Origin of the sequence: Alkalibacillus almallahensis (assembly GCF_011761495.1) — a bacterium.
Lineage (GTDB): Bacteria > Bacillota > Bacilli > Bacillales > Alkalibacillaceae > Alkalibacillus > Alkalibacillus almallahensis.
In genome coordinates, this window is sequence record NZ_JAASRU010000003.1 from 1 (window position 1) to 23921 (window position 23921).

Sequence of the window (23921 nt, forward strand, 5' to 3'; positions counted from 1 at the left end):
ATTGCATCATAAATATAAGGATATACAAGGCCAAATGGCATAAGTAAGGAGTGCTCTTAAGAGAGCACCCCAACATTTGACTTAGAACCTTTTTTATGCCTTAAGAAACCCTCATCGTCATACTTATCCACCACCATAAATAAGCACCGATGTGAACTCAATAAAGTGAGTCCTCATCGGTGCTTTATACTTAACTTCTATTTACCTGTTTTACGTTTTTCTTCGCGTTCACGTTCGCCTTTATGCAGGATCTTCTTACGTAGGCGAATCGATTCAGGTGTTACTTCGCAGTATTCATCGTCATCTAAATACTCAATTGCTTCTTCTAGGGTTAATTTACGAGTACCTTTTAAAGTTACGGTGTTATCTTTTGTTGCGGAACGAACGTTAGTCAGTTCTTTTGCTTTCGTAATATTAACTGTTAAATCATTATCACGGTTATGCTCACCGACAACCATACCTTCATAGACTTCCGTATTTGGTTCAACAAAAATTGTACCACGATCTTCTAAGTTCATAATACTATATGGCGTTGCTTTACCTTTTTCTTGTGAGACAAGCACACCTTGACGGCGGCCACCAACTGATCCTTGAGCAACAGGCTCATAAGAATCGAATGAGTGGTTCAGAATACCGTAACCACGTGTTTGTGACATAAATTCAGTTGAATAGCCGATCAAACCACGGGATGGCACTTTAAATTCAATTCGAACTTGGCCATTACCTTGATTGATCATGTCGACCATTTCACCTTTACGCTCTCCAAGTGATTCCATAACCGGACCTGTATAATCTTCAGGAACATCAACTTGTACGTGCTCATAAGGTTCACATTTCACGCCATCAATTTCCTGAATGATAACTTGTGGTTTAGAAATCTGCAGTTCATAACCTTCACGACGCATATTCTCGATTAAAATCGATAAGTGAAGTTCACCGCGTCCTGATACAATCCAAGCATCTGGTGATTCTGTCTCTTCAACACGTAAACTCACGTCTGTTTCAAGTTGAGTTAATAGACGTTCTTCGATTTTACGAGAGGTAATATGCTTACCTTCCTTACCTGCAAACGGACTATTGTTAGTGACAAACTTCATTTGTAGCGTTGGCTCATCAATACGTAGAATCGGTAATTGATCGTGATGGTTCATATCACAGACTGTTTCACCGACGTTGATATCTTCTAAGCCAGCGATTGCGACAATGTCACCCGCTACCGCTTCTTCAATTTCAATTCGTTTTAAGCCAATAAAGCCGAATAATTTGTTAATGCGCTGATTTTTCACAGAACCGTCTTTCTTCATGACTGCGACATGATCGCCTACTTTCATACGACCACGGTAGACACGACCGACACCAATACGACCGACGAAATCGTTATAATCAAGTAATGTTACTTGGAATTGTAACGGTTCATCTGCAAGTGGAGTTGGTGCTGGAATATAGTCTAAGATCGTTTCGAAAACCGGCTCCATTGTCTCTTGCTGATCATCAGCTTCATAACCAGAAGTTCCTTGTAATGCTGATGCATAAGCAACAGGGAATTCTAATTGCTCATCGTCAGCACCAAGCTCGATAAATAAGTCTAATACTTCATCAATGACCTCTTGTGGGCGAGCACTCGGGCGGTCAATTTTATTGAGTACGACCATTGGCTTCAAGTTTTGTTCTAATGCTTTCTTGAGTACGAAACGCGTCTGTGGCATGCACCCTTCGTAAGCATCAACAACGAGCATAACCCCGTCTACCATTGTCATAATACGCTCAACTTCACCGCCGAAGTCTGCGTGACCAGGTGTATCTAAAATATTAACCCGAGTGTTACCATAATTAATCGCGGTATTTTTAGCGAGAATTGTAATTCCACGCTCTTTTTCTAAATCATCCGTATCCATCGCACGCTCATCAATGTTCTCATTATCACGAAACGTACCTGAATAGTGCAACATCTGGTCTACTAATGTTGTCTTCCCGTGGTCGACGTGCGCGATAATCGCGATGTTACGAATATCTTTTTGCTCTTGCATAAAAACGCTCCATTTCTTTTCGATAAATTTCCTGCCTTTGTCATTATATATCAGTTCCCGTTATCTGTATAGCTTTAAACTTTAACGATTGATTAGTTGACTGTCTGTAGTGGCGTGACACATAGGTGCTCGCCATTCCAATCAATTTGTAGTTCCCGTTTAAATTTAAATGACCTATACATAAGAACTTTTTAATGAAACCATTTGCCACCTTAACAATATAATCCCCATTTGTTCAACTAAATTATACAAAGGATAACAGAACGAACGGTATACAACGTTTAATCATGGTTATTAGTCAATTAATTTCACCCATTAACCATTCATCATGATACAAAAAACACCCCTTAACATTAAGGAGTGCTTGCTTCATTAATATCATCTAGTAATGGATATACCGCTTCTACGCCTTCTTCAGCAATGTGGCATGCGATCCCGATTGGCGTTTCCCAAAAATGGTCGGGAATCACAGGATTTTTAAGGCCTGCTGGCTGATAGAGTGATTTATAAATCCGATCAAGATGATCTCGAGTTGTCTGTCGGTCTAGTTCCTTTTCACCTCTTGCGATCAAGAACATATAACGCATCGATTGAAAAATATTATCCCCAGGCATAAAGGTAAAATTTTTGAATAAATATAACTGTTTTTCTGCTTGTTCTGAAATAGCTTGGTTAATGGCCAAATCATCCAAACGTTCATACAATTGATTGTACAATAATTTAAAGACACGTCGTTTCTCTTGTTGCATGACATCATCGGTGTACACGGTTTTCAATAAATCATACGCTTGTTCGCGTGTCCAAGTCATGTAACTCTCCCTTTCTTAATTCAATGGTTCGTCGGAATAAGCGACCTCGCCATCTTTCAAACCGACATGCAAATCTTTATCGTTAAAAAACCAAACATCTTTTTGATCAATCTGAAAAGAAATGCCTTGTTTCTCCGTCGTGACCTGTGGTTCGTTAGCACTTCCAATGGCCATCCCGATCGAAAGACCTGACTGAAACGCACTGTCGCCTCCGTATTTTGGATAAAATTGAATCGCATCGCCATCTTCTAAATCCATCTCATCTTTGAACCAGTTAACCGCTTCATCTGTTATGTTAATATTCATGCTAAAACCCCCTTCTAGTCTCTTACTGTTAGTGTACCGAAAACATGCTTAAACAACAAATTATTCCACTTTAGCCATTGCAAAATTGTTTCGGGTATCGTAAAATTTCATGAACGCCTTAACGCGCTAAAACATTGAATGAGGTGACAACATGACGGAGGAACGGATCGGAATTCTATATGCAACGTTCGCTTATTTATTGTGGGGACTACTCCCTCTTTACTGGAAATTAATCGAGCATGTACCAGCTTGGGAGATTCTAGCACACCGAATTTTCTGGTCGCTCGCTTTTATGATTATATTTATTTTGGTGATCCGACGTTGGCACTTACTAGTAGCTGAAGTTAAATCATTATTTACTAACGCTAAAACTGCGCTTGGTATTAGCGCCGCAGGTATCGTGATCAGTTTAAACTGGGTAATTTACATATGGGCTGTCAACTCTGATCACGTCCTCGATGCAAGCCTTGGTTACTATATTAACCCATTAATTAGTATTTTATTTGGCCTTATCTTCCTTAAAGAACGCTTTAGTTCGATTCAATGGGTAGCCATTGCCCTGGCATTTATTGGCGTTAGTTACATGACGATTAATTTAGGATCGTTTCCATGGGCTGCTTTAGCACTCGCTATGACATTCGGTATATATGGATTATTGAAAAAGGTCGTTCAGTTGAATGCCATTTTCGGCTTAGCAATCGAAACAATGGTTGTGGCACCCATTGCGTTTATTTATATTGCAGGATTAAAATTTTCCGGCGGAGGTGCTTTAGGTGCGTCATGGGGAACAACATTGATTTTAATTGGAGCAGGTGTCGCAACAGCAATTCCACTGCTATTATTCGCACAAGGGGCGAAACGAATTCCATTGTCGTTGATTGGGTTCCTACAATACATCGCACCAACACTTATGCTTTTGATTGGGGTGTTTTTATACAACGAACCATTCACATCCGTTCATGCCGTGACGTTTATATTGATTTGGATCGGGCTTATTTTATACACATACGAACGCGTGAAACATTTACGGCAAGTTGGTTGATGGTTATAGTAGAGTCAAAATTAATATTAAAAAGGCGAAGATGCGTCAGGGCACGACCTTTAACGCTCTTCGCCTTTTTACATTCAGACTAACCTGCCATTTGCCGGCATGCTTGGGCACATTCACGACAGATTTGCGCACATTCTTGACAATGATCATCTTGCATCTTCTCACACTCAACAGCACATTGTTCACACACTTGCGCACATACGCCGCAAAGCGTAACTGAAAATGAACTGTTTCGCGCCATATACTCTGTTGCTTGACCACAAATATCCGCACAATCATGCAACGTCTGAATACAATTGATCCGCGCTTGAACGTCTGGCTCTTGCAAGCAAGCCGTCATACACTCCTCACAAGCTCTCAAACATTTTTGACACGCTTCAATACACGCATCCATATTCGTTGGTGATGTTGATAATACACCCATAAACAACACTCCTCTTTGAATGATCGTCCTTTATCATGCCCGTTTATATTTGATTTATAAAATAAGGGTTACACACTACTTTTTAAATAATCATCCTCAATTATCCTAATAGTTCATAATTTTGATTAATAACTAGATATACTTATTGCAAAAGTTCATGCTGACTCATATTTTCAAAATTTTTTATCCAAAATTTAGAAAGCGCTTTCATATTTTATGTTATACTTTTATCAAAAGGGATTAAAGGGGAGTTACACAATGTCAAATCGATTTGAAACAGATGTGATTCATCATGCATATGACTCAAAGGACCATTACGACAGTTTAGCGACACCCATCTACCAAACATCAACGTATACGTTCGCGAATGCTGAACAAGGAGAAGCAAGATTTGCAGGAGAGGATAACGGCTTTATTTATTCGCGTCTCGGCAATCCGACCGTTAGACACCTAGAAGAGCGAATTGCTAAGTTAGAAAATGCAGAAGCTGGGCTTGCCTTCGCATCAGGTATGGCAGCTGTATCAGCAACATTGATCGCCTTAACGAAAGCAAATGATCATATTTTATGCTCGCGAGGGATCTATGGTTGTACTTTTGGATTACTCGATATCATGCGTGACAAATATAATATTCAATCCGATTTCAGCTTTATGGAATCAGAAAATGTGGTCCGCCAAATGATTCAAGACAATACAGCAGTGATTTATATCGAAACACCGATTAACCCGACGATGAAAATGATTGATCTTGAGATGATTGCGCGTGTTGCAAAAGAATACGACATTCCAGTTGTCGTCGATAACACGTTCTCATCGCCGTATTTACAGCGTCCCATCGATTTAGGCTGTGATATTGTCTTACACAGCGCGACGAAATATATCGGCGGACACGGCGATGTCGTAGGCGGTTTACTAGTCGGTAAAGAAGAGTTTATTTCAGAAGTTGCCATGACCACTCAAAAAGATATCGGCGGCATTATGGCACCATTTGATGCGTGGTTACTATTGCGAGGTTTAAAAACTTTACCATTACGGATGGATCGTCATTCCGATAATGCTGAAAAAATCGTCGACAAACTAAAAGCGCATCCAAAAATTAAAAGTGTCTATTATCCATTCGACCCTGATCACGAGCACTATCACATCGCTCAAAAACAAATGAAGCTAGGGGCTGGCGTGATTTCATTTGAATTAGAAGGCAGCAAAGCAGAAGCACAAGCTTTCTTAAACAAACTATCGTTTATTAAACTCGCCGTAAGTTTAGGTGATGCGGAATCACTTATTCAACACCCAGCAACGATGACTCATTCAGTTGTCCCTGAAGAAAGTCGAGAACACATGGGCATTACAGATTCACTAATTCGAATGTCATGCGGCTTAGAAGCATGGGAAGATATTTGGGAAGACTTGAATCAGGCGTTAGAACAGGTGTGAGTCAGAAAATGAACAATGTAGAATGATAACGTTATAGCTACAATTTAGGCATAAAAAATAATCCCTCATATGCGTTTGACTGGCGCTGAGGGATTATTTTTGCCTTAAGCTACCTAGCCCCTCTTGATGGGGGTCGGTTTTTAATATTGTATGCATTTATTAGGACTCGTTTTACTTCCACTTATAGTAAACTCATAAATCAGTCCACTTTTTTAATTACCCTAAAATCTTAGAAACATAGTTTTGTGTCTCAGCAAACGGTGGCACTCCACCATATTGATCGACATTGCCTGGGCCAGCATTATAAGCTGCTAAGGCGTTTTCTAGATTCCCGTCATAACGATTGAGCATGTCACGCAAATAACGTGCACCACCTTCAATATTTTGCTGGGGATCGAATGGGTTCGTCACACCTAAGGCTTCAGCTGTTTGTGGCATTAATTGCATGAGTCCTTGAGCACCTGCATTGCTGATAGCCTCTGGATTAAAATTAGATTCTGCATTGATCACAGATTTAAGTAAATCTTGATCCAAATTAAAACGCTCAGCAACATTTTGAATCATGTCGTCAAACTGTGATGGTTCAACATCACTCGTATCAACTGATAGGTTGCCTTCACCAGCTTGCGCTAAGGCTTGTTTAATTTGATTCGTTTGGGATGAAAACAGGTCTGTCATCATGCCTTGATTACTAGAGTTGCTTGGCATCATACTAGCCATCGAACCACTGCCAGACATAGCATTCGGCATCATTAAACTAGACATAGACCCTAGACCACCAAATGATGAACCAGAGCCACCCATCGGCATGAGCGCACCAGCCATTGATCCACTACTCGAACTACTACCACTCGAAAAACTAGGCATCATATTAGCCATTAATAGCTGTTGAAACGAATCACCATTCATCACTTGATTTGATTGATTATTTTGTTGACTCGTCTGAAACGGGCTATTTTGCATGGCACGTTGATAGCCTAATACCGCTTCAAACATACGTGAATCGACCATATTGGTCACTCCTCTTACTTTGTCGACAAATCTCTAACGCTATTATAGCATAGATTTGATTTTTTTCAGCACTAGAATCGTTTCATCGATCTCTTCTTCACTTACGTCGTAATGGGTCACAAAACGGACGAGTGTCGGCCCGAACTGAACGGCTTGAATACCATCATCAGCAAGTCTTGTCATCATATCAGCGCCACTTATCCCGGCTGACGCTACGTCCATAATGACAATGTTTGTTTCGACTGGATAAGCCAGTTCAAACCCCGCTTCTTTAATTCCGTTTGCTAGTTTCGCAGCGTGTTTGTGATCCTCATCTAATCGTTTTGACATTTCCGTTAAAGCAATCATGGCTGGTGCTGCAATCACGCCAACTTGACGCAAGCCACCACCTAAGCGTTTACGCCATTTCCGGGCTTGTTTAATAAATTGATGCGAACCTGCAATAATCGACCCGACTGGTGCACCAAGTCCTTTTGATAAACAAATCTGAACCGTGTCGGCTTGGCTAGCGTATGTTTTGACTGAAATCCCAGTTGCTGCTTGAGCATTAAATAACCGCGCTCCGTCTAAGTGAACTGGAATATTGTTCGCTTGTGCCATCTGATAGGTCGCTTCCATCGTCTCTAACGGCAACACCGCACCACCTGCTCGGTTATGCGTGTTTTCGAGCAAAATAAGTCCAGTTTCAGGCAAATGAACATCTTCTGGGCGAATCGCTGCCGCCACATCAGCCGGGGCCATCACGCCACGTGCTCCCTTAATCGTCCGTGGTTGTACACCCGCAAAAGCAGAAATCGCAGCCCCTTCGTAGTAAAACACATGCGCTTCTTCTTCAAGCAAGATTTCTTGCCCAGGCTGTGTGTGCGTTAAGACCGCAATCTGATTCCCTTGCACGCCACTAGTCACGAATAGCGCCGCTTCTTTGCCTAACATGTCAGCCGCTTTTTCCTCTAGTTTCGTGACAGTCGGATCTTCTTCATAAACATCGTCGCCTACCTCAGCATGAAAACTAGCTTCTCGCATCGCCTGCGTTGGTTTTGTTACTGTATCGCTTCTTAAATCGATCATGATCCAATCTCTCCTTTTTATTTACCGATTGAATGAATTGTTTCTATCTACTCGTTTTTCCACTCGTTCACCTGTTGTCGTGTACATCGAGCGACCTAGATATAATGGAATTTCTAATTGATGATCATCAGGCAATCCATTTGCCAAAAATAACTCATCATCACGATAAAACTGAGTGATATCACCGACAAACCAATCATGATCACCATATGTATTCACATCAATCACTCGACATTCGTAAGCCACATACGCATCGTGTAAAATAGGAGCATTAATTGTCTGGCCTCGATCAAATTCCATGCCACCTACTTCAAATTTATTCACATCACTTCCGCTAAAACTACCTGATTGTTGAATGAATTCTGCCCGTTCCATCGGTAAAAAATGAACCGCAAATTCACCTGACTGTTTAATCAACTCATATGTATACCGTTCGCGTCCGATCGCCACGCCATAAATCGGCGGATCGAATGAAATATACGAATGCCACCCAGCAGCCATGACATTGTCTTCACCATTGTGACTCGCGGTGACGATTGCGACCATGCCCGGATAACTATGCATGACGGTTTTATCTGTTGGTTGTCTCATTAGTTGCCACCTACTTTCGTATTTCACTCTATTTTAACAGAAAATTCGCTCACCTGAACGGCATTTATGATATATTGAACAAAGGAGGGATAAACATGTTTAAACCGACAGAAGCATTTGCGCGAGAGCTTGATGCAAACGACCCATTCAATCAATATAAACAAGAATTTTATATAAGTGACGACCATATTTATTTAGACGGTAATTCGCTCGGCCTGATGCCTAAGCGAGCAGAAGAATCATTACAACAAGTGATGAACACTTGGAAAGAAGAAGCGATTGGCGGGTGGATGAGTAGTGAACATCCGTGGTTTTATTTATCGGAGAACTTAGGTGAGCGTGTAGCGCCTCTAGTAGGTGGCAAGCCAGAGGAAGTGATTGTCACAGGTTCAACGACGACGAATCTTCACCAACTCGTGAGCACCTTTTATCAACCAGAGGGTAAACGCACGAAAATTTTAGCTGATGAACTTAATTTTCCATCTGATATTTATGCCTTGCAAAGCCAACTCAACTTGCATGGCTATGATCCTGATGAACATTTAATTCAAGTCGAAAGCCGTGATGGCCGGACGATTGATGAGGATGATATTATTCAAGCGATGACTGACGAAGTAGCTTTGATCGTACTTCCGACTGTTTTATACCGTAGCGGTCAATTATTAAATATTCGAAAACTAACAGAAGCCGCCCATGAAAGAGGCATTTTGATTGGATTCGACGGCTGTCATTCAGTTGGCGCAATCCCCCATAATTTTCATGACGACGGTGTTGATTTTGCCTATTGGTGCCATTATAAATACGTTAACAGCGGGCCTGGTGGTGTCGCGGGTTTATTCATTCATGAAAACCATTTCGACCGCACGCCTGGTTTAACAGGTTGGTTCGGTTCTGATAAGGATAAGCAATTCGATATGGAACATACTTTTACAAAGGCTCAAGACGCTGGCGCATTTCAAATCGGGACGCCGCATGTGTTTAGCGCTGCACCGTTAATCGGGTCTTTATCATTATTTGAAGAAGTCGGAATCGAAGCCGTTCGTGAAAAATCCCTACAAGCAACAGCTTATTTTATGTATTTAGTCGAACACGAATTAAGTGAGTTCGGATTCACAATCGGGAACCCACGCGAAGACGAACGTCGTGGTGGTCATATTTGCTTAGAACATGATGCTGCCGCGAGTATTTGTAAAGCACTAAAAGAGCGTGACATCACGCCTGACTTCCGTGCTCCTAATGTTATTCGTTTGGCACCCGTCGCTTTTTACGTGTCTTATCATGACATATACCGCACGGTGCAAATTTTAAAAGATATCATGACGAACGAAACGTATAAACAATACCAAAATGAACGCGACGTCATTGCGTAAGGAGAGTGACCACAATGATCGATATTTCACGAACATTAAATGCAGACACACCAACTTGGCCTGAAGATGAACCCTTTTCATATGATCTAACCGCTTCAAAAGCCGAAACAGACTCAGTCAATATTGGCCAATTCACTACAAGTTGCCACACCGCAACTCATATTGATGCGCCATTTCATTTTAATGATAGCGGCTTAACTGTCGATCAATTACCGATTGATTTATACATGGGCCCTGTCTTAGTGATTGATCTTACAACTAAACAACGGATTACACCTGAAGATTTAAACTTTATTAATTTATCCGACGTACGACGTGTAATTTTAAAGACCGATGCTTGGCCAAATGGCGACCCATTTCCAACTGAAATTCCTGAGCTAGATTCACGGCTCGGTGCATTTTTCCACGAACACGGAGTTGAGCTCGTTGGCGTTGATTTACCGTCTGTCGACCCATTGGACAGCAAGACGCTCGACACACACCACGCCTTTGAGGAAAACGACATTCATATTTTAGAAGGGGTCGCACTAGATGGTGTTGAGGCTGGTCACTATTACTTATCAGCATTGCCCCTCAAGCTAGAAGGTGCAGATGGTTCGCCCGTTCGCGCAGTTTTGCAATCCCTATAAAAAATCCCCACCGCGGTGGGGATTTCGCTGTATCAAGACGTATTTTCGCCGTATAACTCAGGAAAATCGCTGTATATTGACACATTTTCGCTGTATGAGCATCCTTTTTCGCCGTATCAGAGCGCTTTTTCGCTGTATGAGCATCCCTTTTCGCCGTATCACGTACTATTTCTTCCCCATTTCAACTTTTATTTCGTTCAAAACTTCATCTTAGTTTATTTCCTCATCAATAAATAGATAAAATACGGAGCACCAATTAACGCGACCACAATGCCTGCTGGTAGATTACCGACTGATAGTAAATTCATTCCGATTAAATCAGCGACAAGCAGTAACCAACCGCCGATCAAAAGGCAAATCGGTAGATATAATTGTGTCCGCGGTCCAATCAATTGTTTCGCAATATGCGGTGCGAGTAAACCAATAAATGAAATACCACCTGTGACAGATACCGCAGAGGCAGCTAGGGCAACAGCAATGATCAGCAATACCACTCGGACTTTTTCAATCCGCAACCCAATTCCAACGGCGGCTTGTTGTTGCAAGCTTAACATATTCATCTGATTAGCCATGGCAAACACAACGGGCACAAGCACGAACAACCACGGTGATAAGATCCAGACGAATGACCAATCTGTACCCCAAATATCACCAGCCATCCACTGCACAATAAAATCGACTTTTTCCCGCTCGGCTGAACTAATTAAGACCACCATTAAGCCAGAGAAGGCCATCGAAAAACCGACACCTGTGAGCACCAATCGGATAGGTTCAATACCAGACTGTTTCCGATAAGAAAACAGATAAATCATCGCTGCGGTCAGAAACGCACCTAAAAACGCTACGAACGGCAACATAAATGCAAATGAACCAGCTGCAATAGGGAAGAACAAGAAGTAGATCGCAACAGCGACGCCCGCTCCGGAATTAATCCCAATAATACCTGGGTCGGCTAAATCATTCTTCGTCATCGCTTGTAAAATCGCACCTGATAGAGCTAGAACCATACCAGCCAATAGCGTCACCAACATGCGTGGTATGCGGATGGACCACAGCACAAATTCTTCTTCAAACGTTCCTTGACCGAAAAGTGTCGCGATCATGCGGTTAAATGCTAATGTCGAATCACCAATTTGCAGACCAACCATCATCGTTAACAGCAATAATAGACTGAACGCTAGAACCAATAATCGTTGTTTTCGTATCACACTTGAATGAATCATGAGAATGCTCGCCCCCCTTTATTCAAGACATAAAGGAAGAACGGCAACCCTACAACAGACACAATCGCAGCCAGCGGGGTTTCGTAAGGGGCATTGATCGTACGCGCAATCGTGTCAGCCGCTAGCATAAAAATACCGCCAACTGTTGCACTCATCGGCAGGATCAAACGATAATCCGTTCCGACAATTGGACGCACCATATGAGGCACCATCAAGCCGACAAACGCTAAGTTTCCGACTAATGATACGGCGCCACCCGCTAATAAAATAATGACAATAAACAATAATGTTTTCGTACGGGCTACGTTTTGCCCAAGGCCCACAGACATTTCTTCATTTAAGCTCATGACCGTTAATTGCCGTGATAATAATAGGGCAATGAGAATTCCCGCGGCGACAATCGGTGTTAAAACAGCCAATTGCCCCCAGGATGTTCCCATTACAGCACCCGCTGTCCACATCGAGACATCTTTAGAAATTTGAAATAAAATCCCCGTTCCTTCAGCTACTGCATAGAGGAAAGCAGACACAGCAGCGCCAGCTAAAATAATACGAAACGTATTAAAGCCACGCGGGTTCAGTGCACTGATACCAAAAACGAGCGCAGCCCCTACTGCCGCACCGATAAAACAAGCGATCATAATCCCGAAATAATTCATATTCGGAATAAAGGCGATCGCCAAAGCTAAAGCTGCATTAGCTCCTGCTGTTAAACCAAGTAGTCCTGGGTCTGCTAAAGGATTTCGCGTCATCCCCTGCATAATAGCACCCGCAACAGATAAAGCCATGCCTACCAATAAAGCTCCAAGTTCTCGTGGCAAGCGTATTTCACGCAAAATTAACACATCACCAGTTGGGTTCGCTTGAGTAATAGATAGCCAGACATCATGGACCGTCGTATCAATCGCTCCAAAGACCATCGACACACCTAGCATGACGATTAATAGAATGATAGAGCTTATGAATATGTAAGAAAAACGTGTGTTCATAACGATCAACCTTTATCTCATGAATAAAAGGCGGGTGCACCCCGCCTCAATAGATTACTCTGCTTCTCCTAGAAAGTGTTCCTTAAAGAACTGTAATTGATAATCGAGCGAAATAGGATCATTGAAATAGAATTCTTTCGCATCTGCTTCAAAGACACGATCATTCTCTACTGCTGGAATGTTCTGATAGGTTTCTGTTTCTTCAAATGAGTTATCTAAATCATTGTTTTTACTATAGACGATATAGTCGCCTGCATACTCTGGTAATGCTTCAAATGATAACGCATAGAAACCATCTTCAAGCGCCATTTCTTTAACTTTTTCAGGCATCTTCAAGCCCATTTCTTGATACAAGATTTCCGTACCACGCGCCCAATTGTCGCCAAATACGTAAAGTTGTTTATCAAAGTTTTCGATCACGGTCACCGTTGCATCTTCGCCAATCTCGGCCTTAATTTCTTCTCCAGCTTCTTGTGCTCGTGTTTTAAAGTCTTCAATCCATTCATTAGCTTGTTCTTCTTTGTTCAATAGCTTAGCAATTTCACGGTGCTGTTCTAAGTAGCCTAAGTTGCCATACGTATACGTAACCGTTGGAGCAATTTCACGTAGACGATCAAGATTTTTCTCACTGTCTAAACCAATAATAAGGTCAGGATCTAATTCGATGATTTTCTCTAAATCCTCAGACGTAACCGTTTCAGCCCCTTCTAAATGCTCTTCATAGCGCGGGTTGCTCATGGAATACGAATCTGCGCCTACGACATTGGTATCGAGTGAAAGGACATTCCCTGTATAAGTCGATAATACGACAACACGTTCAGGGTTGGCCGGAACTTCTACTGGACCATTCTCTGATTCATAAGTTCGCATCTCCCCATCAGCTGATTCTTCTGATTCAGTGCTATCGTCTTCATTCGTTTCTTCTGTATTGGAATCATTGGATCCCTCAGCATTGGTACTTTCTGATTCATCACCATTACCACAGGCACTAATTAGCATAAGCATGGCGATCAGTAGTAAAGGAATCAACCGCTTTATTGTCATTGTCATTCTCCCCTTTAATTAAATTATAAGTAAGGCAAATCGGTCTTCCTGTCCGCGGATCTTGCCCAATGACGGCATCAATATCAAACACACTGCGAAGTACGTCAGCTTGCATGACATCTTCATAATGGCCCTCTTTTATTATTGAACCTTCACGCATGGAAATAATGTAATCAGCAAAACGAGCTGCATGATTTAAATCATGTAAGACCATGACGATCGTTCGGCCTTCTGATTGGTTAAGATTTTGAAGTAATTCTAATACTTCAAGCTGGTGAGCAAGGTCTAAATAAGTTGTTGGTTCATCAAGGAAAATCATCTCCGTATCTTGAGCTAGAGCCATCGCAATCCACACACGCTGCTGTTGGCCACCCGATAACTCATCAACTGGACGATGTTTATATGTCTCTACCCCAGTCGATTCCATCGCTTGGTGAATCACTTCCACATCTTCCTCGCTTAAACGACCAAATCCTTTTTGATACGGAAAACGTCCATAGGAAACGAGTTCACCAACTGTAAGCCCGTTAGCATAATCGTTACTTTGTGGTAAGATCGCCATCTTCTTAGCGACGTCTTTCGTTTTCTGCTTAGCTATATCTTCACCATCTAACAACACTCGGCCTGAATCTGGCGTCAGAATCCTAGTTAACCCTTTAAGCAAAGTTGATTTTCCGCAACCATTGGGGCCAATAATAGCTGTTATTTGCCCTTCTGGAATATCGACGTTTAAATGATCCAACACGGTATGCTCATCATAGCCAACTAATAATTGCTCACCTTTGATCCGCACAGCAAATACCTCCTGCCTTTATTGATAATGATTATCACTGTCATCACATCCCCTATTAAACCACATACATCACGAAAGTCAACACCTATTCTCAATTAAATGTTTCTAATAAATTAATACTTAATAGTTGATCCTAACGATGATAACTGGATTCGAAAGGGTTGAAATTAATCGCTAAATCGATTAGAATTTATTGAGAATGATTATCAATTTTTGAGCGAGGTGAGTTTCTTATGACTCATGATCTATATGATGTGACGATTATCGGTGGTGGCCCAGCTGGATTGTATTCGGCTTTTTATAGTGGATTACGTGGCATGAAAACAAAGATTATCGAATATCAGAATGTTTTAGGCGGGAAAGTAAACGTCTATCCTGAAAAAATGATTTGGGATGTTGGTGGACAGCCTCCTGTAACAGGCGAGACATTTATGAACCAGCTAATCGAACAAGGCTTAACATTTGATCCCACCGTTATTTACGGGGAAAAAGTCGTTAGCATGCAACAAGACGAGGACGGGCTCTTTTACTTAACGGGCGATTCTGGCAACAAACATTGGACGAAGACGGTGATTGTGGCAGTAGGAAGTGGCATTTTGAAGCCTCAAAAATTAAAAATAGATAATGCTGATCGATTTGAAGTATCGAATTTAAATTATACAGTTAAATCCTTAAAACGTTTCCAAGATAAAACCGTGATTATTTCAGGCGGCGGTAATTCAGCAATCGACTGGGCGAATGAACTTGAACCGATTGCTAAAAAAGTTTTCGTCACCTGTCGAAAAGATCATTTATCAGGTCATGAAGCTCAAGTCGACCAACTGATGAATAGTAATGCGACATGCTTATTTAACTCTTGTATCGCAAACCTCGTCCCTTGCCCTGACCGAGAAATGATTGAGTATGTTGAAGTGTTGAATCAAGAAACCAATGAAGTCGAACAAGTGGCTGTCGATGAGGTAATCGTCAATCACGGCTATGAAATGGATGCCGAACTCCTGCAAAAAAGCGAATTAAATTTAAATATGGTGGATGATTATTTCATTGAAGGAAATGCAACTAGCGAGACCTCCGTCCCAGGCGTATTCGCAGCGGGTGACATATTAAAACACGACGGGAAATTAAACTTAATCGCAGGCACATTCCAAGACGCAGCCAATGCAGTCAACCAGGCGAAACAGTTTATTTCACCCGATTCGAGCGGACAAGCGCTGGTTTCATCTCACAATGACGTATTCAAAGAGCGTAACGAACAACTTAAACAACAAATGCTAGACACTTAAAGATAGCGAAATCCCTACCTCAATAGGGATTTCGCTGTATTAAGAGCAGTTTTCGCTGTAAGGAAGCTTAATTTCGCTGTATCGCAGCAATTTTTCGCCGTATCAGAACGCTTTATCGCTGTATGAGCACTCTTTTTCGCTGTATCACAGCCCAATTTCGCTGATAAAATATCTCTGTTCCCAGTTAAATCACCTATTTTAACGGCTAACCGCACAATTATAGATAGTAAACCTTCCTCACAACGCAGTCCGCACATTCCATAATTCTGGGAAAAAGTAATGGTCAAGCACTTGTTTTAAATAACCGACGCCAGAAGAACCACCTGTGCCTGTTTTATGTCCGATAATGCGTTCAACTGTCTTCATATGTCGGAAGCGCCATTGTTGCATCCAGTCTTCGATATCGACTAGTTTCTCAGCTAATTGATACAAATTCCAGTAGCGGTCTGGGTCTTGATAAACTTCGACCCAAGCTTGTTCCACACTAGCATTCGTTTGATAGGTTTCTGTTAAATCTCGTTCCAACACAGACTGATCAATTGCGAATCCTGCTTTAGCCAACGCCTCAATAGCCACATCATACAAGCCTGGTGCTTCATAGGCTTCTTTTAAGCGATCATAAATTTCTGGTTCATTCTTATATATCTTCAACGCATGTGAAGTTTTATAGCCCAGCGCAAACTCGACCAAACGGTATTGATAAGATTGAAAGCCTGACGCGTTGCCTAATTGATCGCGGAAACCTAAATACTCACTCGGTGTCATCGTTGATAATACGTCCCACGCCTTAATAATCTGTGTTTGAATACTCGACACACGAGAAAGCATCTTAAACGCTGGCTGATACTCTTCATTTTGTATCGCTTTCACTGCCGCTTCTAACTCGTGCAACGTTAATTTAATCCATAGTTCGCTGACTTGATGAATGACAATAAATAACATTTCATCGTGATGGTCTGACAAGCGATTCTGACTATTTAAAATCGAATCCAAATCTAAATAATCACTATACGTCATCCGATCTTTAAAATCAGTATGAATATCCTCTTCATGTTTATTCGTCATGATTCTAACCCCTTTTTTAATCAACTTAAAACAAACATTTCATCCCATTGATCCGTTTCTTTTATCTTAACATAACCACCCTTAAACAGATGAATTTATGATAAAATAGAGTAAGAGAATTAATGGGGGAATCATGTGTGAATGAACATTTCGCAAAATGGAACCAAGAGTTACAATCGCCACAAATTATTTATTCAAACATCAACCAGGAAATCGAGCGCTTGCGTTCAATTCATCAGCTTAATATCGAATTCGGTCAGCAAGAAGAGTCATTTGACAATATTACAGAACTCGCGAAAAGTATCTTCAATGTAGAAATGGCTTTAATTACTATTGTTGATTCGGATTGGCAATGGTTTAAATCATGTATTGGCTTGCCTGAACAGCTAGAACAAGATGGCAGAACACCTCGTGAACAATCCTTTTGCCAGTATTTATTTGTCGAAAACCAACCCTTTCAAGTAGAGGATGCGACCCTAGATGATCGCTTCAAAAATAATCCACTTGTAACGAATGGACTTATTAAGTTCTATGCAGGCGTACCATTAAAGTTAAGTGACGGCCACATTATCGGGTCATTATGCGTACTGGATTCCAAGCCAAATAAGTTAACTGAAGCAGAGTTCGATCAGCTTGAGAAACTGGCAAATTGGGCCATGACCGAAATTGAAGTCAAACAAAAGTTTCAAGACCTTTCGGAGCAACAACAAGCAATCAATGAACTGGTTGAACGAAACGCCTATCTAACAGCTGGCGTTGAACACTCTTCTTCTTCCATTGTGATTACAGATGCCAAACAACCTAATAATCCGATCATTTATGTCAACCAAGCTTTCACTGAATTAACAGGGTATGAATCAGATGAAGTCATGGACCATAATTGCAACATCCTTCAAGGCCCAGACACGGATCAAGATACGATTAATTACATAAAAGTTTGCATCGAAAACCGAGAACCAGCTCAAACTGAAATTCTAAACTACCACAAAGATGGTTCTACCTTTTGGAATGAATTAATCATTAACCCTATTACAGATGACCAAGGTGATGTGCCGTACTTCATCGGTATTCAACAAGACATTACGCGCCGCAAAGAAATCGAACAGGGTCTTGTGAAGAATTTATTTGAGAAAGATCGCTTATTTAATGCACTACCAGAATTAATCATTATGCTTGATCAAAATGGTCAAGTACATAATGCCAATAGTCGTTTATTACCTTTTACAGGCTATTCGATTACTGAACTGATGAGTCAACCGATTACACAACTAATTCAAACCAATGACCTGACCACAATCATTAACAACACCTTTCAAAAAGGGTCTTCCACCTTTGAAGGTGCTCTCGTTACCAAAGATTTAGAATACTTGCCATTTCAATGGAACTTCTTAGCGCTTCGAGGTGCTGATGGTACTCAATCAAGCATTGTCGCCATTGGTGAAGATATTCGTGACCGTCTCCAATTACAGAAAGACGTGGAATATGCGGGGCATTTACAAAAGGAATTACTTCAACCTAATATCGAGGATGAAAAGATTACGCTCAAGTTCTTACATGAAGCTAGCAACTATGTAAGCGGTGATAGTTACGGATATGACTATAATGAGAAAGAAAACCGCTTATTCATTTACTTGCTCGATGTTATGGGACACGGGGTGGCTACAGCTTTACAAACGAGTACAATCAACCTCCTATTTAACCAAATCGCTCGAGAAAATATGAGCGTTAAAGACAAGGTCTCATGGGTGAATCGCACGTGCACCCGTATCTTCCCTGATGCTTATTTTGCCACCGCCTTTTGTGCTGATATCGATTTAAATACTGGGCATGTTACTTATGTAGCTGCAGGTATTAATTTCTTTGCTTATGAAAAAGACGGTGAAACTCATGGAAGTGCTGTTCCTGGCGCACTAATTGGGATTGAAGAAGACATGGAATTCACTGAACATACGTTAACACTGAGTCAAGGCGATGCCCTCTATCTCATGACAGACGGTATTTACGAACGAATTAATAAAGATGAACTACCGAATGACTTTAATCAGTTCTATACCTATCTATACAATATAACCGGTCAGCAAAATGTGCCTGACGATACAACAGCTGTTTGTTTAAAGTTACATTAAGCAATCAAAAAACTTGAATGGCTGTAATCCCTATTGCTAAACTAGGTATTGGATGAAAGACGAATAAAGGATGTGACGAACCATGCGTGTTGTAAATAATATAACGGATTTAATTGGGGATACCCCACTCGTTAAGTTAAATAAATTAAGTCCCGAAGACGGTGCTGATATCTATTTAAAACTAGAATTCTTCAACCCAAGTGGTAGCGTTAAAGACCGCGCTGCTTATAATATGATGATTGAAGCTGAAAACGCTGGCGAACTTAAAGCAGGTTCAACGATTATTGAACCGACAAGCGGTAATACTGGTATTGGTCTAGCGATGACTGCTGCCGCACGTGGTTATCAAGCGATCCTCGTGATGCCTGATACGATGACGAAAGAACGGATTAAATTACTCCAAGCTTACGGAGCACGTGTTGAATTAACACCTGGTGATGAAAAGATGCCTGGTGCAATCCGCCGTGCGAAAGAATTAATGGACGAAATCCCAAACAGCTTCATGCCGATGCAATTCGAAAATGAAGCAAACTCCGATGCCCACCGCCATACAACAGCAAAAGAAATTGTTGAAGCGATGGAACAAATCGGCAAGCCCCTTTCAGCTTTTGTCGCAACAGCTGGTACAGGTGGTACGATTACAGGAACAGGCGAGGAATTAAAGAAAGTATATGAAGACTTATCGGTCCATGTGGTTGAACCTGCAGGATCGCCTGTCTTATCAGGTGGAAAACCTGGTAAGCACAAGCTTGTCGGCACAAGCCCAGGCTTTGTTCCAGATATTTTGAACCAAGACGTCTATGATGAAATCTTCAAAATTGAAGATGATCAAGCCTATAAAGTTGCGCGCGGCCTTGCACGAGAAGAAGGTATTTTAGTCGGCACATCAGCCGGAGCATCAGCTTATGCTGCCATTGAAGTCGCTAAACGCAAGCAACCAGGCGAAGTCGTCGTCGCGATTATCCCTGATTCTGGCGAACGTTATTTATCAGGCGATTTATTCGATCATGATAAAGAAGTTTAAATAATATAACAATTTTTTGGAACGAATTGAATGGTTAAACCTTTCGAACGCTATGCCCAGGCATAGCGTTTTTGAGTTTAATAAAGTTAAAAACATAACGTTATTACCTTTTCAATTTGTTATCATAAGTTATTTTCATTGTATACAAAAATAAAGTAATTTGGTCGACATGCGCCCAAATGTTTGGTATATTTAGTGTATCGAAATAATCGGACTGCGAAAGAATTAGAAAGAAGGGGTACCTTGACGTCAGATCAAGAACAATTAGCGAGACGAAACTTGGCAATCATGTGGTTTGCCAACTTTTTTATTGCCGGCAGCATGACTATGGTGATGCCATTTTTATCGCTATATATAGATACATTCGGCAACTTTTCAGAAGAATACGTGACAAACTGGGCTGGGTGGACGTTTGCCGTAACGTTCATGACGGCGATTATCTTCTCACCTATTTGGGGTCGTGTTGGCGATCGATTTGGCCGTAAACCAATCCTAGTCGTGATGGCATTTGGTCTGACAGCTTCGGTATTTACAATGGGCTTCGTCGATTCAGTTATCCAATTGTTTATGCTACGTCTTGTCATGGGTATTTTCGCTGGATTTATCTCAACATCCCAAGCACTGATTTCTACCCAAACACCGAAGCATATTTCTGGTCGTGTGATGGGAACCCTTCAGACAGGTACGGTTACCGGGACTTTAACAGGACCTTTACTCGGTGGTGTTTTGGCTGATTGGATTGGTTTTGCCCAAGCTTTCCAAATCATTTCAGGTGCTTTATTAATCGCGGCTCTCCTCGTCTTCTTTGCCCTAAAAGAAGTTCGACTAGAAGCATCACCTGAAGATAAAGAAAGCTATTCGAAAAAAGAAGTCCTATTGCACATTGTACGACACCCGATGTTACTAGCGGTACTCGTCATTTCGATGTTCATTCAAATCGCTCACTTCTCTATTCAACCGATTTTAGCGTTGTATGTAGAAGAATTGAATGGTCCTGCCAACTTAGCGTTTATCTCAGGAATCGCCTTTTCCATTACAGGGCTCGGTAACTTGTTAATGACACGTCGTTGGGGAATTATTGCCGATAAAGTCGGCTATGATAAAATTCTCATTTTACTTGTGTTTTTAGCGGGAATTGTTTACTTCCCTGGCGCCTTAGTGACAGAAGTCTGGCAACTCGTAATTGTCCGCTTCATGCTCGGATTAACGCTTGGTGGGATCATTCCTATCCGTATGGCGTACATTCGCCAAGCAGCGCCGATCGCCATTCAAGGTGAAGTCCTTGGTTACAACACGAGCCTACGCTTTTTAGGCAATGTGATTGGTCCAGTCATGGGTGGTGTCATCGCTGGTTATTATGGAATTGCAAGTGTGTTTTATGTAACCAGTGCCTTATTAGTCGCCAGTGGTATCGCATTACTTCTAACGAAAACGAAACAAAGTGAGCTAGAAGAAAAGGATCCAATCAACGACCAAACGGTTAAGTCAACACAATAAATCAGTTGGCAAAGCCTACAAATAACGATAAAATATCAATGGAACGAATACGAAAAACGGAGGTTCTCCAATGAAGAAAGTTTTTGTCTTAGCTGGCTCTGACACAAGCGGTGGCGCTGGGATTCAGGCTGACCTTAAAACGTATCAAGAAAATGGCGTTTATGGCATGACAGCGTTAACGACAATTGTCGCCCAGAATCCTCAAAACGAGTGGGCACATGACGTCTATCCGATTGATTTAGAGACCGTTAAAGCTCAAACATCGACTATTTTAGATGGGGTCGGTGTCGACATTATGAAAACAGGCATGCTCCCATCCACTGATATTATTCAATTTGCTGCAGATACGATCGATCAATACAACCTCGATGCCGTAGTCGACCCTGTCTTAGCATGTAAAGGACAAGATGAACCAGTTTATCCGGAAAATGCTAAAGCACTTCGAGATATTTTAGTGCCAAAAGCGTTAATTACGACACCGAACTTGTTTGAAGCAGGTCAACTCGCAGATATGAACAATATTACAACGATTGATGAGATGAAAGAAGCTGCTGAACGCATTTATGAACTAGGTGCTAAACATGTTGTCGTGAAAGGCGGTTCCGAAGTCGAAGGGGATCGTGCGGTTGATGTTTATTATGCAGGTGACGAATTTACGCTACTTGAACATGATGCCATCGACACACCTTATAATCACGGAGCTGGTTGCACATTTGCCTCAGCGATTACGTCTGCTGTTGTCAACGGACACACGCCAGAACAGGCAGTTTATTTCGCTAAACAATTTATTACGAATGCAATCGAAGCTTCATGGAAATTAAACCAATACGTTGGCCCTGTTAACCAATACGCTAACCGCAATGCGCATATTGACCTTTAAGATTCATTGATAACGCCGTTCTAACTTAGAGCGGTGTTATTTTTTAAGCTCATAATATAAAGACTTATTGAGTTTACGTTATCATAGAATAAATAGTGATGACTGAAAGGAGACTAAAACATGGCTGAACAAATGAACGTCGAAAGCTTTAACTTAGACCATACCAAGGTAAAAGCACCTTATGTCCGTCTTGTAAGTGTAACTGAAGGCGGAAACGGTGATACCATCCGTAAATACGATATTCGATTTAAACAACCCAACCAGGACCATATGGCAATGGATGCGCTTCATTCGATTGAACATCTCATGGCTGAAAACATTCGCAATCACCTCGACAATGTAATCGACATTGGGCCAATGGGCTGCCAAACAGGATTTTATTTATCTGTTTTAAATAATGATGACGAAAAAGCAATTATGGCCGCTTTAGAGAAAACATTTGAAGATGTGCTTGAAGCTGAAGAAGTCCCAGCGTGCAATGAGGTACAATGTGGTTGGGCAGCGAATCATAGCTTAGAAGGCGCTCAGGAACTTGCCCGTGAAATGCTGGGTCAAAAAGATGAATGGCATATCGTGTTTTAAATAAAACGAATCATGCTTAAATTAATGGTTGAAATATAACGACTTTTCATGAAAAATATAATCAATAATAATCCACGTACCAGTAAGACAGTCTTATTGGTACGTCTTTTTTCTAAGTAAACGCTAAGAGGTGATTTGATGCAAATTCGCGAAATTGAAGCAAAAGATAATCAAGCGATTGAATCCATCATAAAACGCTCATTGGAATCTTTCGGACTTAATATTCCTGGTACGGCTTATGTGGACCCTCATTTACATAATTTAGCTGATTTTTATGCAGGAGATCCTTATGCCAAGTATTGGGTCGCTGAGAATGACGACGGTGAAATCGTTGGCGGCGTTGGCATTGGCCCCTTTCATGTAGAAGATAATGTTTGTGAGTTACAAAAGCTTTATGTAGCTCCAAAAGCTCAAGGACAAGGCGTAGCTTATGACTTAATGAATGTTGCTTTGACTTTTGCAAGTGAACATTATGATGCTTGCTACCTTGAAACCTCTACCAAACTCGATGTTGCCAACAGATTATATGAAAAACTTGGCTTTGACCGATTAGACAAGCCAATCGAAGGATCCGATCATAACGCCATGGATGCGTGGTATTTAAAACGTTTTTCATCTTAAGATCCTCAGGTAAAAACATGTATAATTCTTGTTATTTGGCTGACCCTAAAACTGTCAATCAGTTTATAAGGAGG

The 23921-nt window shown here is 41.3% G+C and carries 23 protein-coding genes; 11 read left to right on the plus strand and 12 right to left on the minus strand.

The genetic code is table 11. The features are described 5' to 3' along the window. Nucleotides 1-197: 197 nt before the first annotated feature. From typA to FHR85_RS03440, 3 genes are all read right to left on the minus strand, one after another. The gene (gene typA / locus FHR85_RS03430; protein WP_167261134.1) at nucleotides 198-2027 is read right to left on the minus strand and encodes a translational GTPase TypA; all 1830 of its coding nucleotides are present in this window, start codon (nucleotides 2025-2027) and stop codon (nucleotides 198-200) included. Between the two features lie 353 nt (nucleotides 2028-2380). After that, on the minus strand, nucleotides 2381-2836 hold the full coding sequence (locus FHR85_RS03435; protein ID WP_167261136.1) for a hypothetical protein: 456 nt from the start codon (nucleotides 2834-2836) through the stop codon (nucleotides 2381-2383). A 15-nt stretch (nucleotides 2837-2851) separates the two neighbouring features. Further along, nucleotides 2852-3142, minus strand: a complete 291-nt coding sequence (locus tag FHR85_RS03440) for a HesB/YadR/YfhF family protein (protein ID WP_167261138.1) — start codon at nucleotides 3140-3142, stop codon at nucleotides 2852-2854. Nucleotides 3143-3293: 151 nt separating this feature from the next. Between FHR85_RS03440 and rarD the strand changes: the two genes are divergently transcribed. Beyond that, on the plus strand, nucleotides 3294-4184 hold the full coding sequence (gene rarD / locus FHR85_RS03445; protein ID WP_167261140.1) for an EamA family transporter RarD: 891 nt from the start codon (nucleotides 3294-3296) through the stop codon (nucleotides 4182-4184). Nucleotides 4185-4272: 88 nt separating this feature from the next. On the opposite strand, the gene FHR85_RS03450 is transcribed toward rarD, so the two are convergent. After that, nucleotides 4273-4617 (minus strand): four-helix bundle copper-binding protein, encoded by a 345-nt coding sequence (locus tag FHR85_RS03450; protein ID WP_167261143.1) that lies wholly within the window; start codon nucleotides 4615-4617, stop codon nucleotides 4273-4275. Between the two features lie 258 nt (nucleotides 4618-4875). Between FHR85_RS03450 and megL the strand changes: the two genes are divergently transcribed. Continuing rightward, nucleotides 4876-6051 (plus strand): methionine gamma-lyase, encoded by a 1176-nt coding sequence (megL, locus tag FHR85_RS03455; RefSeq protein WP_167261145.1) that lies wholly within the window; start codon nucleotides 4876-4878, stop codon nucleotides 6049-6051. A gap of 216 nt (nucleotides 6052-6267) precedes the next feature. Here the strand turns inward: megL and FHR85_RS03460 are convergent, their stop codons facing one another. The 3 genes from FHR85_RS03460 to FHR85_RS03470 are packed head-to-tail and all read right to left on the minus strand — an operon-like array spanning nucleotide 6268 to nucleotide 8721. Then, nucleotides 6268-7062 carry a lytic transglycosylase domain-containing protein gene (locus FHR85_RS03460; protein ID WP_243864144.1) on the minus strand — a complete coding sequence of 265 codons (795 nt, stop codon included), beginning with the start codon at nucleotides 7060-7062 and terminating at the stop codon, nucleotides 6268-6270. 42 nt (nucleotides 7063-7104) lie between these two features. Next, a complete protein-coding gene (gene ltaE, locus FHR85_RS03465; protein WP_167261147.1) occupies nucleotides 7105-8130 on the minus strand; it encodes a low-specificity L-threonine aldolase in 1026 nt (341 codons plus the stop codon). 21 nt (nucleotides 8131-8151) lie between these two features. Next, the gene (locus FHR85_RS03470; protein WP_167261149.1) at nucleotides 8152-8721 is read right to left on the minus strand and encodes a flavin reductase family protein; all 570 of its coding nucleotides are present in this window, start codon (nucleotides 8719-8721) and stop codon (nucleotides 8152-8154) included. A 95-nt stretch (nucleotides 8722-8816) separates the two neighbouring features. On the opposite strand from FHR85_RS03470, the gene kynU reads away from it, so the two are divergent. Together kynU and kynB are read left to right on the plus strand one after the other, a co-directional pair. Further along, the gene (gene kynU / locus FHR85_RS03475) at nucleotides 8817-10091 is read left to right on the plus strand and encodes a kynureninase (protein WP_167261151.1); all 1275 of its coding nucleotides are present in this window, start codon (nucleotides 8817-8819) and stop codon (nucleotides 10089-10091) included. A 14-nt stretch (nucleotides 10092-10105) separates the two neighbouring features. Then, nucleotides 10106-10720: an arylformamidase gene (gene kynB / locus FHR85_RS03480; RefSeq protein ID WP_167261153.1), complete on the plus strand. Its 615-nt coding sequence runs from the start codon at nucleotides 10106-10108 to the stop codon at nucleotides 10718-10720. A gap of 215 nt (nucleotides 10721-10935) precedes the next feature. On the opposite strand, the gene FHR85_RS03485 is transcribed toward kynB, so the two are convergent. From FHR85_RS03485 to FHR85_RS03500, 4 genes are read right to left on the minus strand one after another with little or no spacing between them, the layout of a single operon-like run. Further along, nucleotides 10936-11943, minus strand: coding sequence for a FecCD family ABC transporter permease (locus tag FHR85_RS03485; RefSeq protein WP_167261155.1), 1008 nt, complete (start codon nucleotides 11941-11943; stop codon nucleotides 10936-10938). Further along, entirely contained in the window at nucleotides 11940-12932 is a 993-nt protein-coding gene (locus FHR85_RS03490) for a FecCD family ABC transporter permease (protein WP_167261157.1), read from the minus strand. Before FHR85_RS03490 ends, FHR85_RS03485 begins: the two co-directional genes overlap by 4 nt. Before the next feature lie 54 nt (nucleotides 12933-12986). Next, nucleotides 12987-13976 carry an iron-hydroxamate ABC transporter substrate-binding protein gene (locus tag FHR85_RS03495; protein ID WP_208379595.1) on the minus strand — a complete coding sequence of 330 codons (990 nt, stop codon included), beginning with the start codon at nucleotides 13974-13976 and terminating at the stop codon, nucleotides 12987-12989. Further along, on the minus strand, nucleotides 13921-14769 hold the full coding sequence (locus tag FHR85_RS03500) for an ATP-binding cassette domain-containing protein (RefSeq protein WP_167261159.1): 849 nt from the start codon (nucleotides 14767-14769) through the stop codon (nucleotides 13921-13923). The genes FHR85_RS03495 and FHR85_RS03500 overlap by 56 nt, the downstream gene beginning before the upstream one ends. Nucleotides 14770-15002: 233 nt before the next feature. Between FHR85_RS03500 and FHR85_RS03505 the strand changes: the two genes are divergently transcribed. Next, entirely contained in the window at nucleotides 15003-16052 is a 1050-nt protein-coding gene (locus FHR85_RS03505) for an NAD(P)/FAD-dependent oxidoreductase (protein WP_167261160.1), read from the plus strand. Between the two features lie 237 nt (nucleotides 16053-16289). On the opposite strand, the gene kynA is transcribed toward FHR85_RS03505, so the two are convergent. Then, the gene (kynA, locus tag FHR85_RS03510; protein WP_208379596.1) at nucleotides 16290-17117 is read right to left on the minus strand and encodes a tryptophan 2,3-dioxygenase; all 828 of its coding nucleotides are present in this window, start codon (nucleotides 17115-17117) and stop codon (nucleotides 16290-16292) included. A gap of 137 nt (nucleotides 17118-17254) precedes the next feature. Between kynA and FHR85_RS03515 the strand changes: the two genes are divergently transcribed. The 6 genes from FHR85_RS03515 (at nucleotide 17255) to FHR85_RS03540 (ending at nucleotide 23847) form a co-directional block, all read left to right on the plus strand. After that, entirely contained in the window at nucleotides 17255-19243 is a 1989-nt protein-coding gene (locus tag FHR85_RS03515; protein WP_167261162.1) for a PAS domain S-box protein, read from the plus strand. An 82-nt stretch (nucleotides 19244-19325) separates the two neighbouring features. Further along, nucleotides 19326-20267, plus strand: coding sequence for a cysteine synthase A (gene cysK, locus FHR85_RS03520; RefSeq protein WP_167261164.1), 942 nt, complete (start codon nucleotides 19326-19328; stop codon nucleotides 20265-20267). Nucleotides 20268-20555: 288 nt separating this feature from the next. Next, nucleotides 20556-21764: an MFS transporter gene (locus FHR85_RS03525; RefSeq protein WP_167261526.1), complete on the plus strand. Its 1209-nt coding sequence runs from the start codon at nucleotides 20556-20558 to the stop codon at nucleotides 21762-21764. A 70-nt stretch (nucleotides 21765-21834) separates the two neighbouring features. Next, the gene (gene thiD / locus FHR85_RS03530; protein ID WP_167261166.1) at nucleotides 21835-22644 is read left to right on the plus strand and encodes a bifunctional hydroxymethylpyrimidine kinase/phosphomethylpyrimidine kinase; all 810 of its coding nucleotides are present in this window, start codon (nucleotides 21835-21837) and stop codon (nucleotides 22642-22644) included. 120 nt (nucleotides 22645-22764) lie between these two features. After that, nucleotides 22765-23226, plus strand: coding sequence for an S-ribosylhomocysteine lyase (locus tag FHR85_RS03535; protein WP_167261168.1), 462 nt, complete (start codon nucleotides 22765-22767; stop codon nucleotides 23224-23226). A 138-nt stretch (nucleotides 23227-23364) separates the two neighbouring features. Beyond that, nucleotides 23365-23847: a GNAT family N-acetyltransferase gene (locus FHR85_RS03540; RefSeq protein ID WP_167261170.1), complete on the plus strand. Its 483-nt coding sequence runs from the start codon at nucleotides 23365-23367 to the stop codon at nucleotides 23845-23847. Nucleotides 23848-23921: the final 74 nt, after the last annotated feature.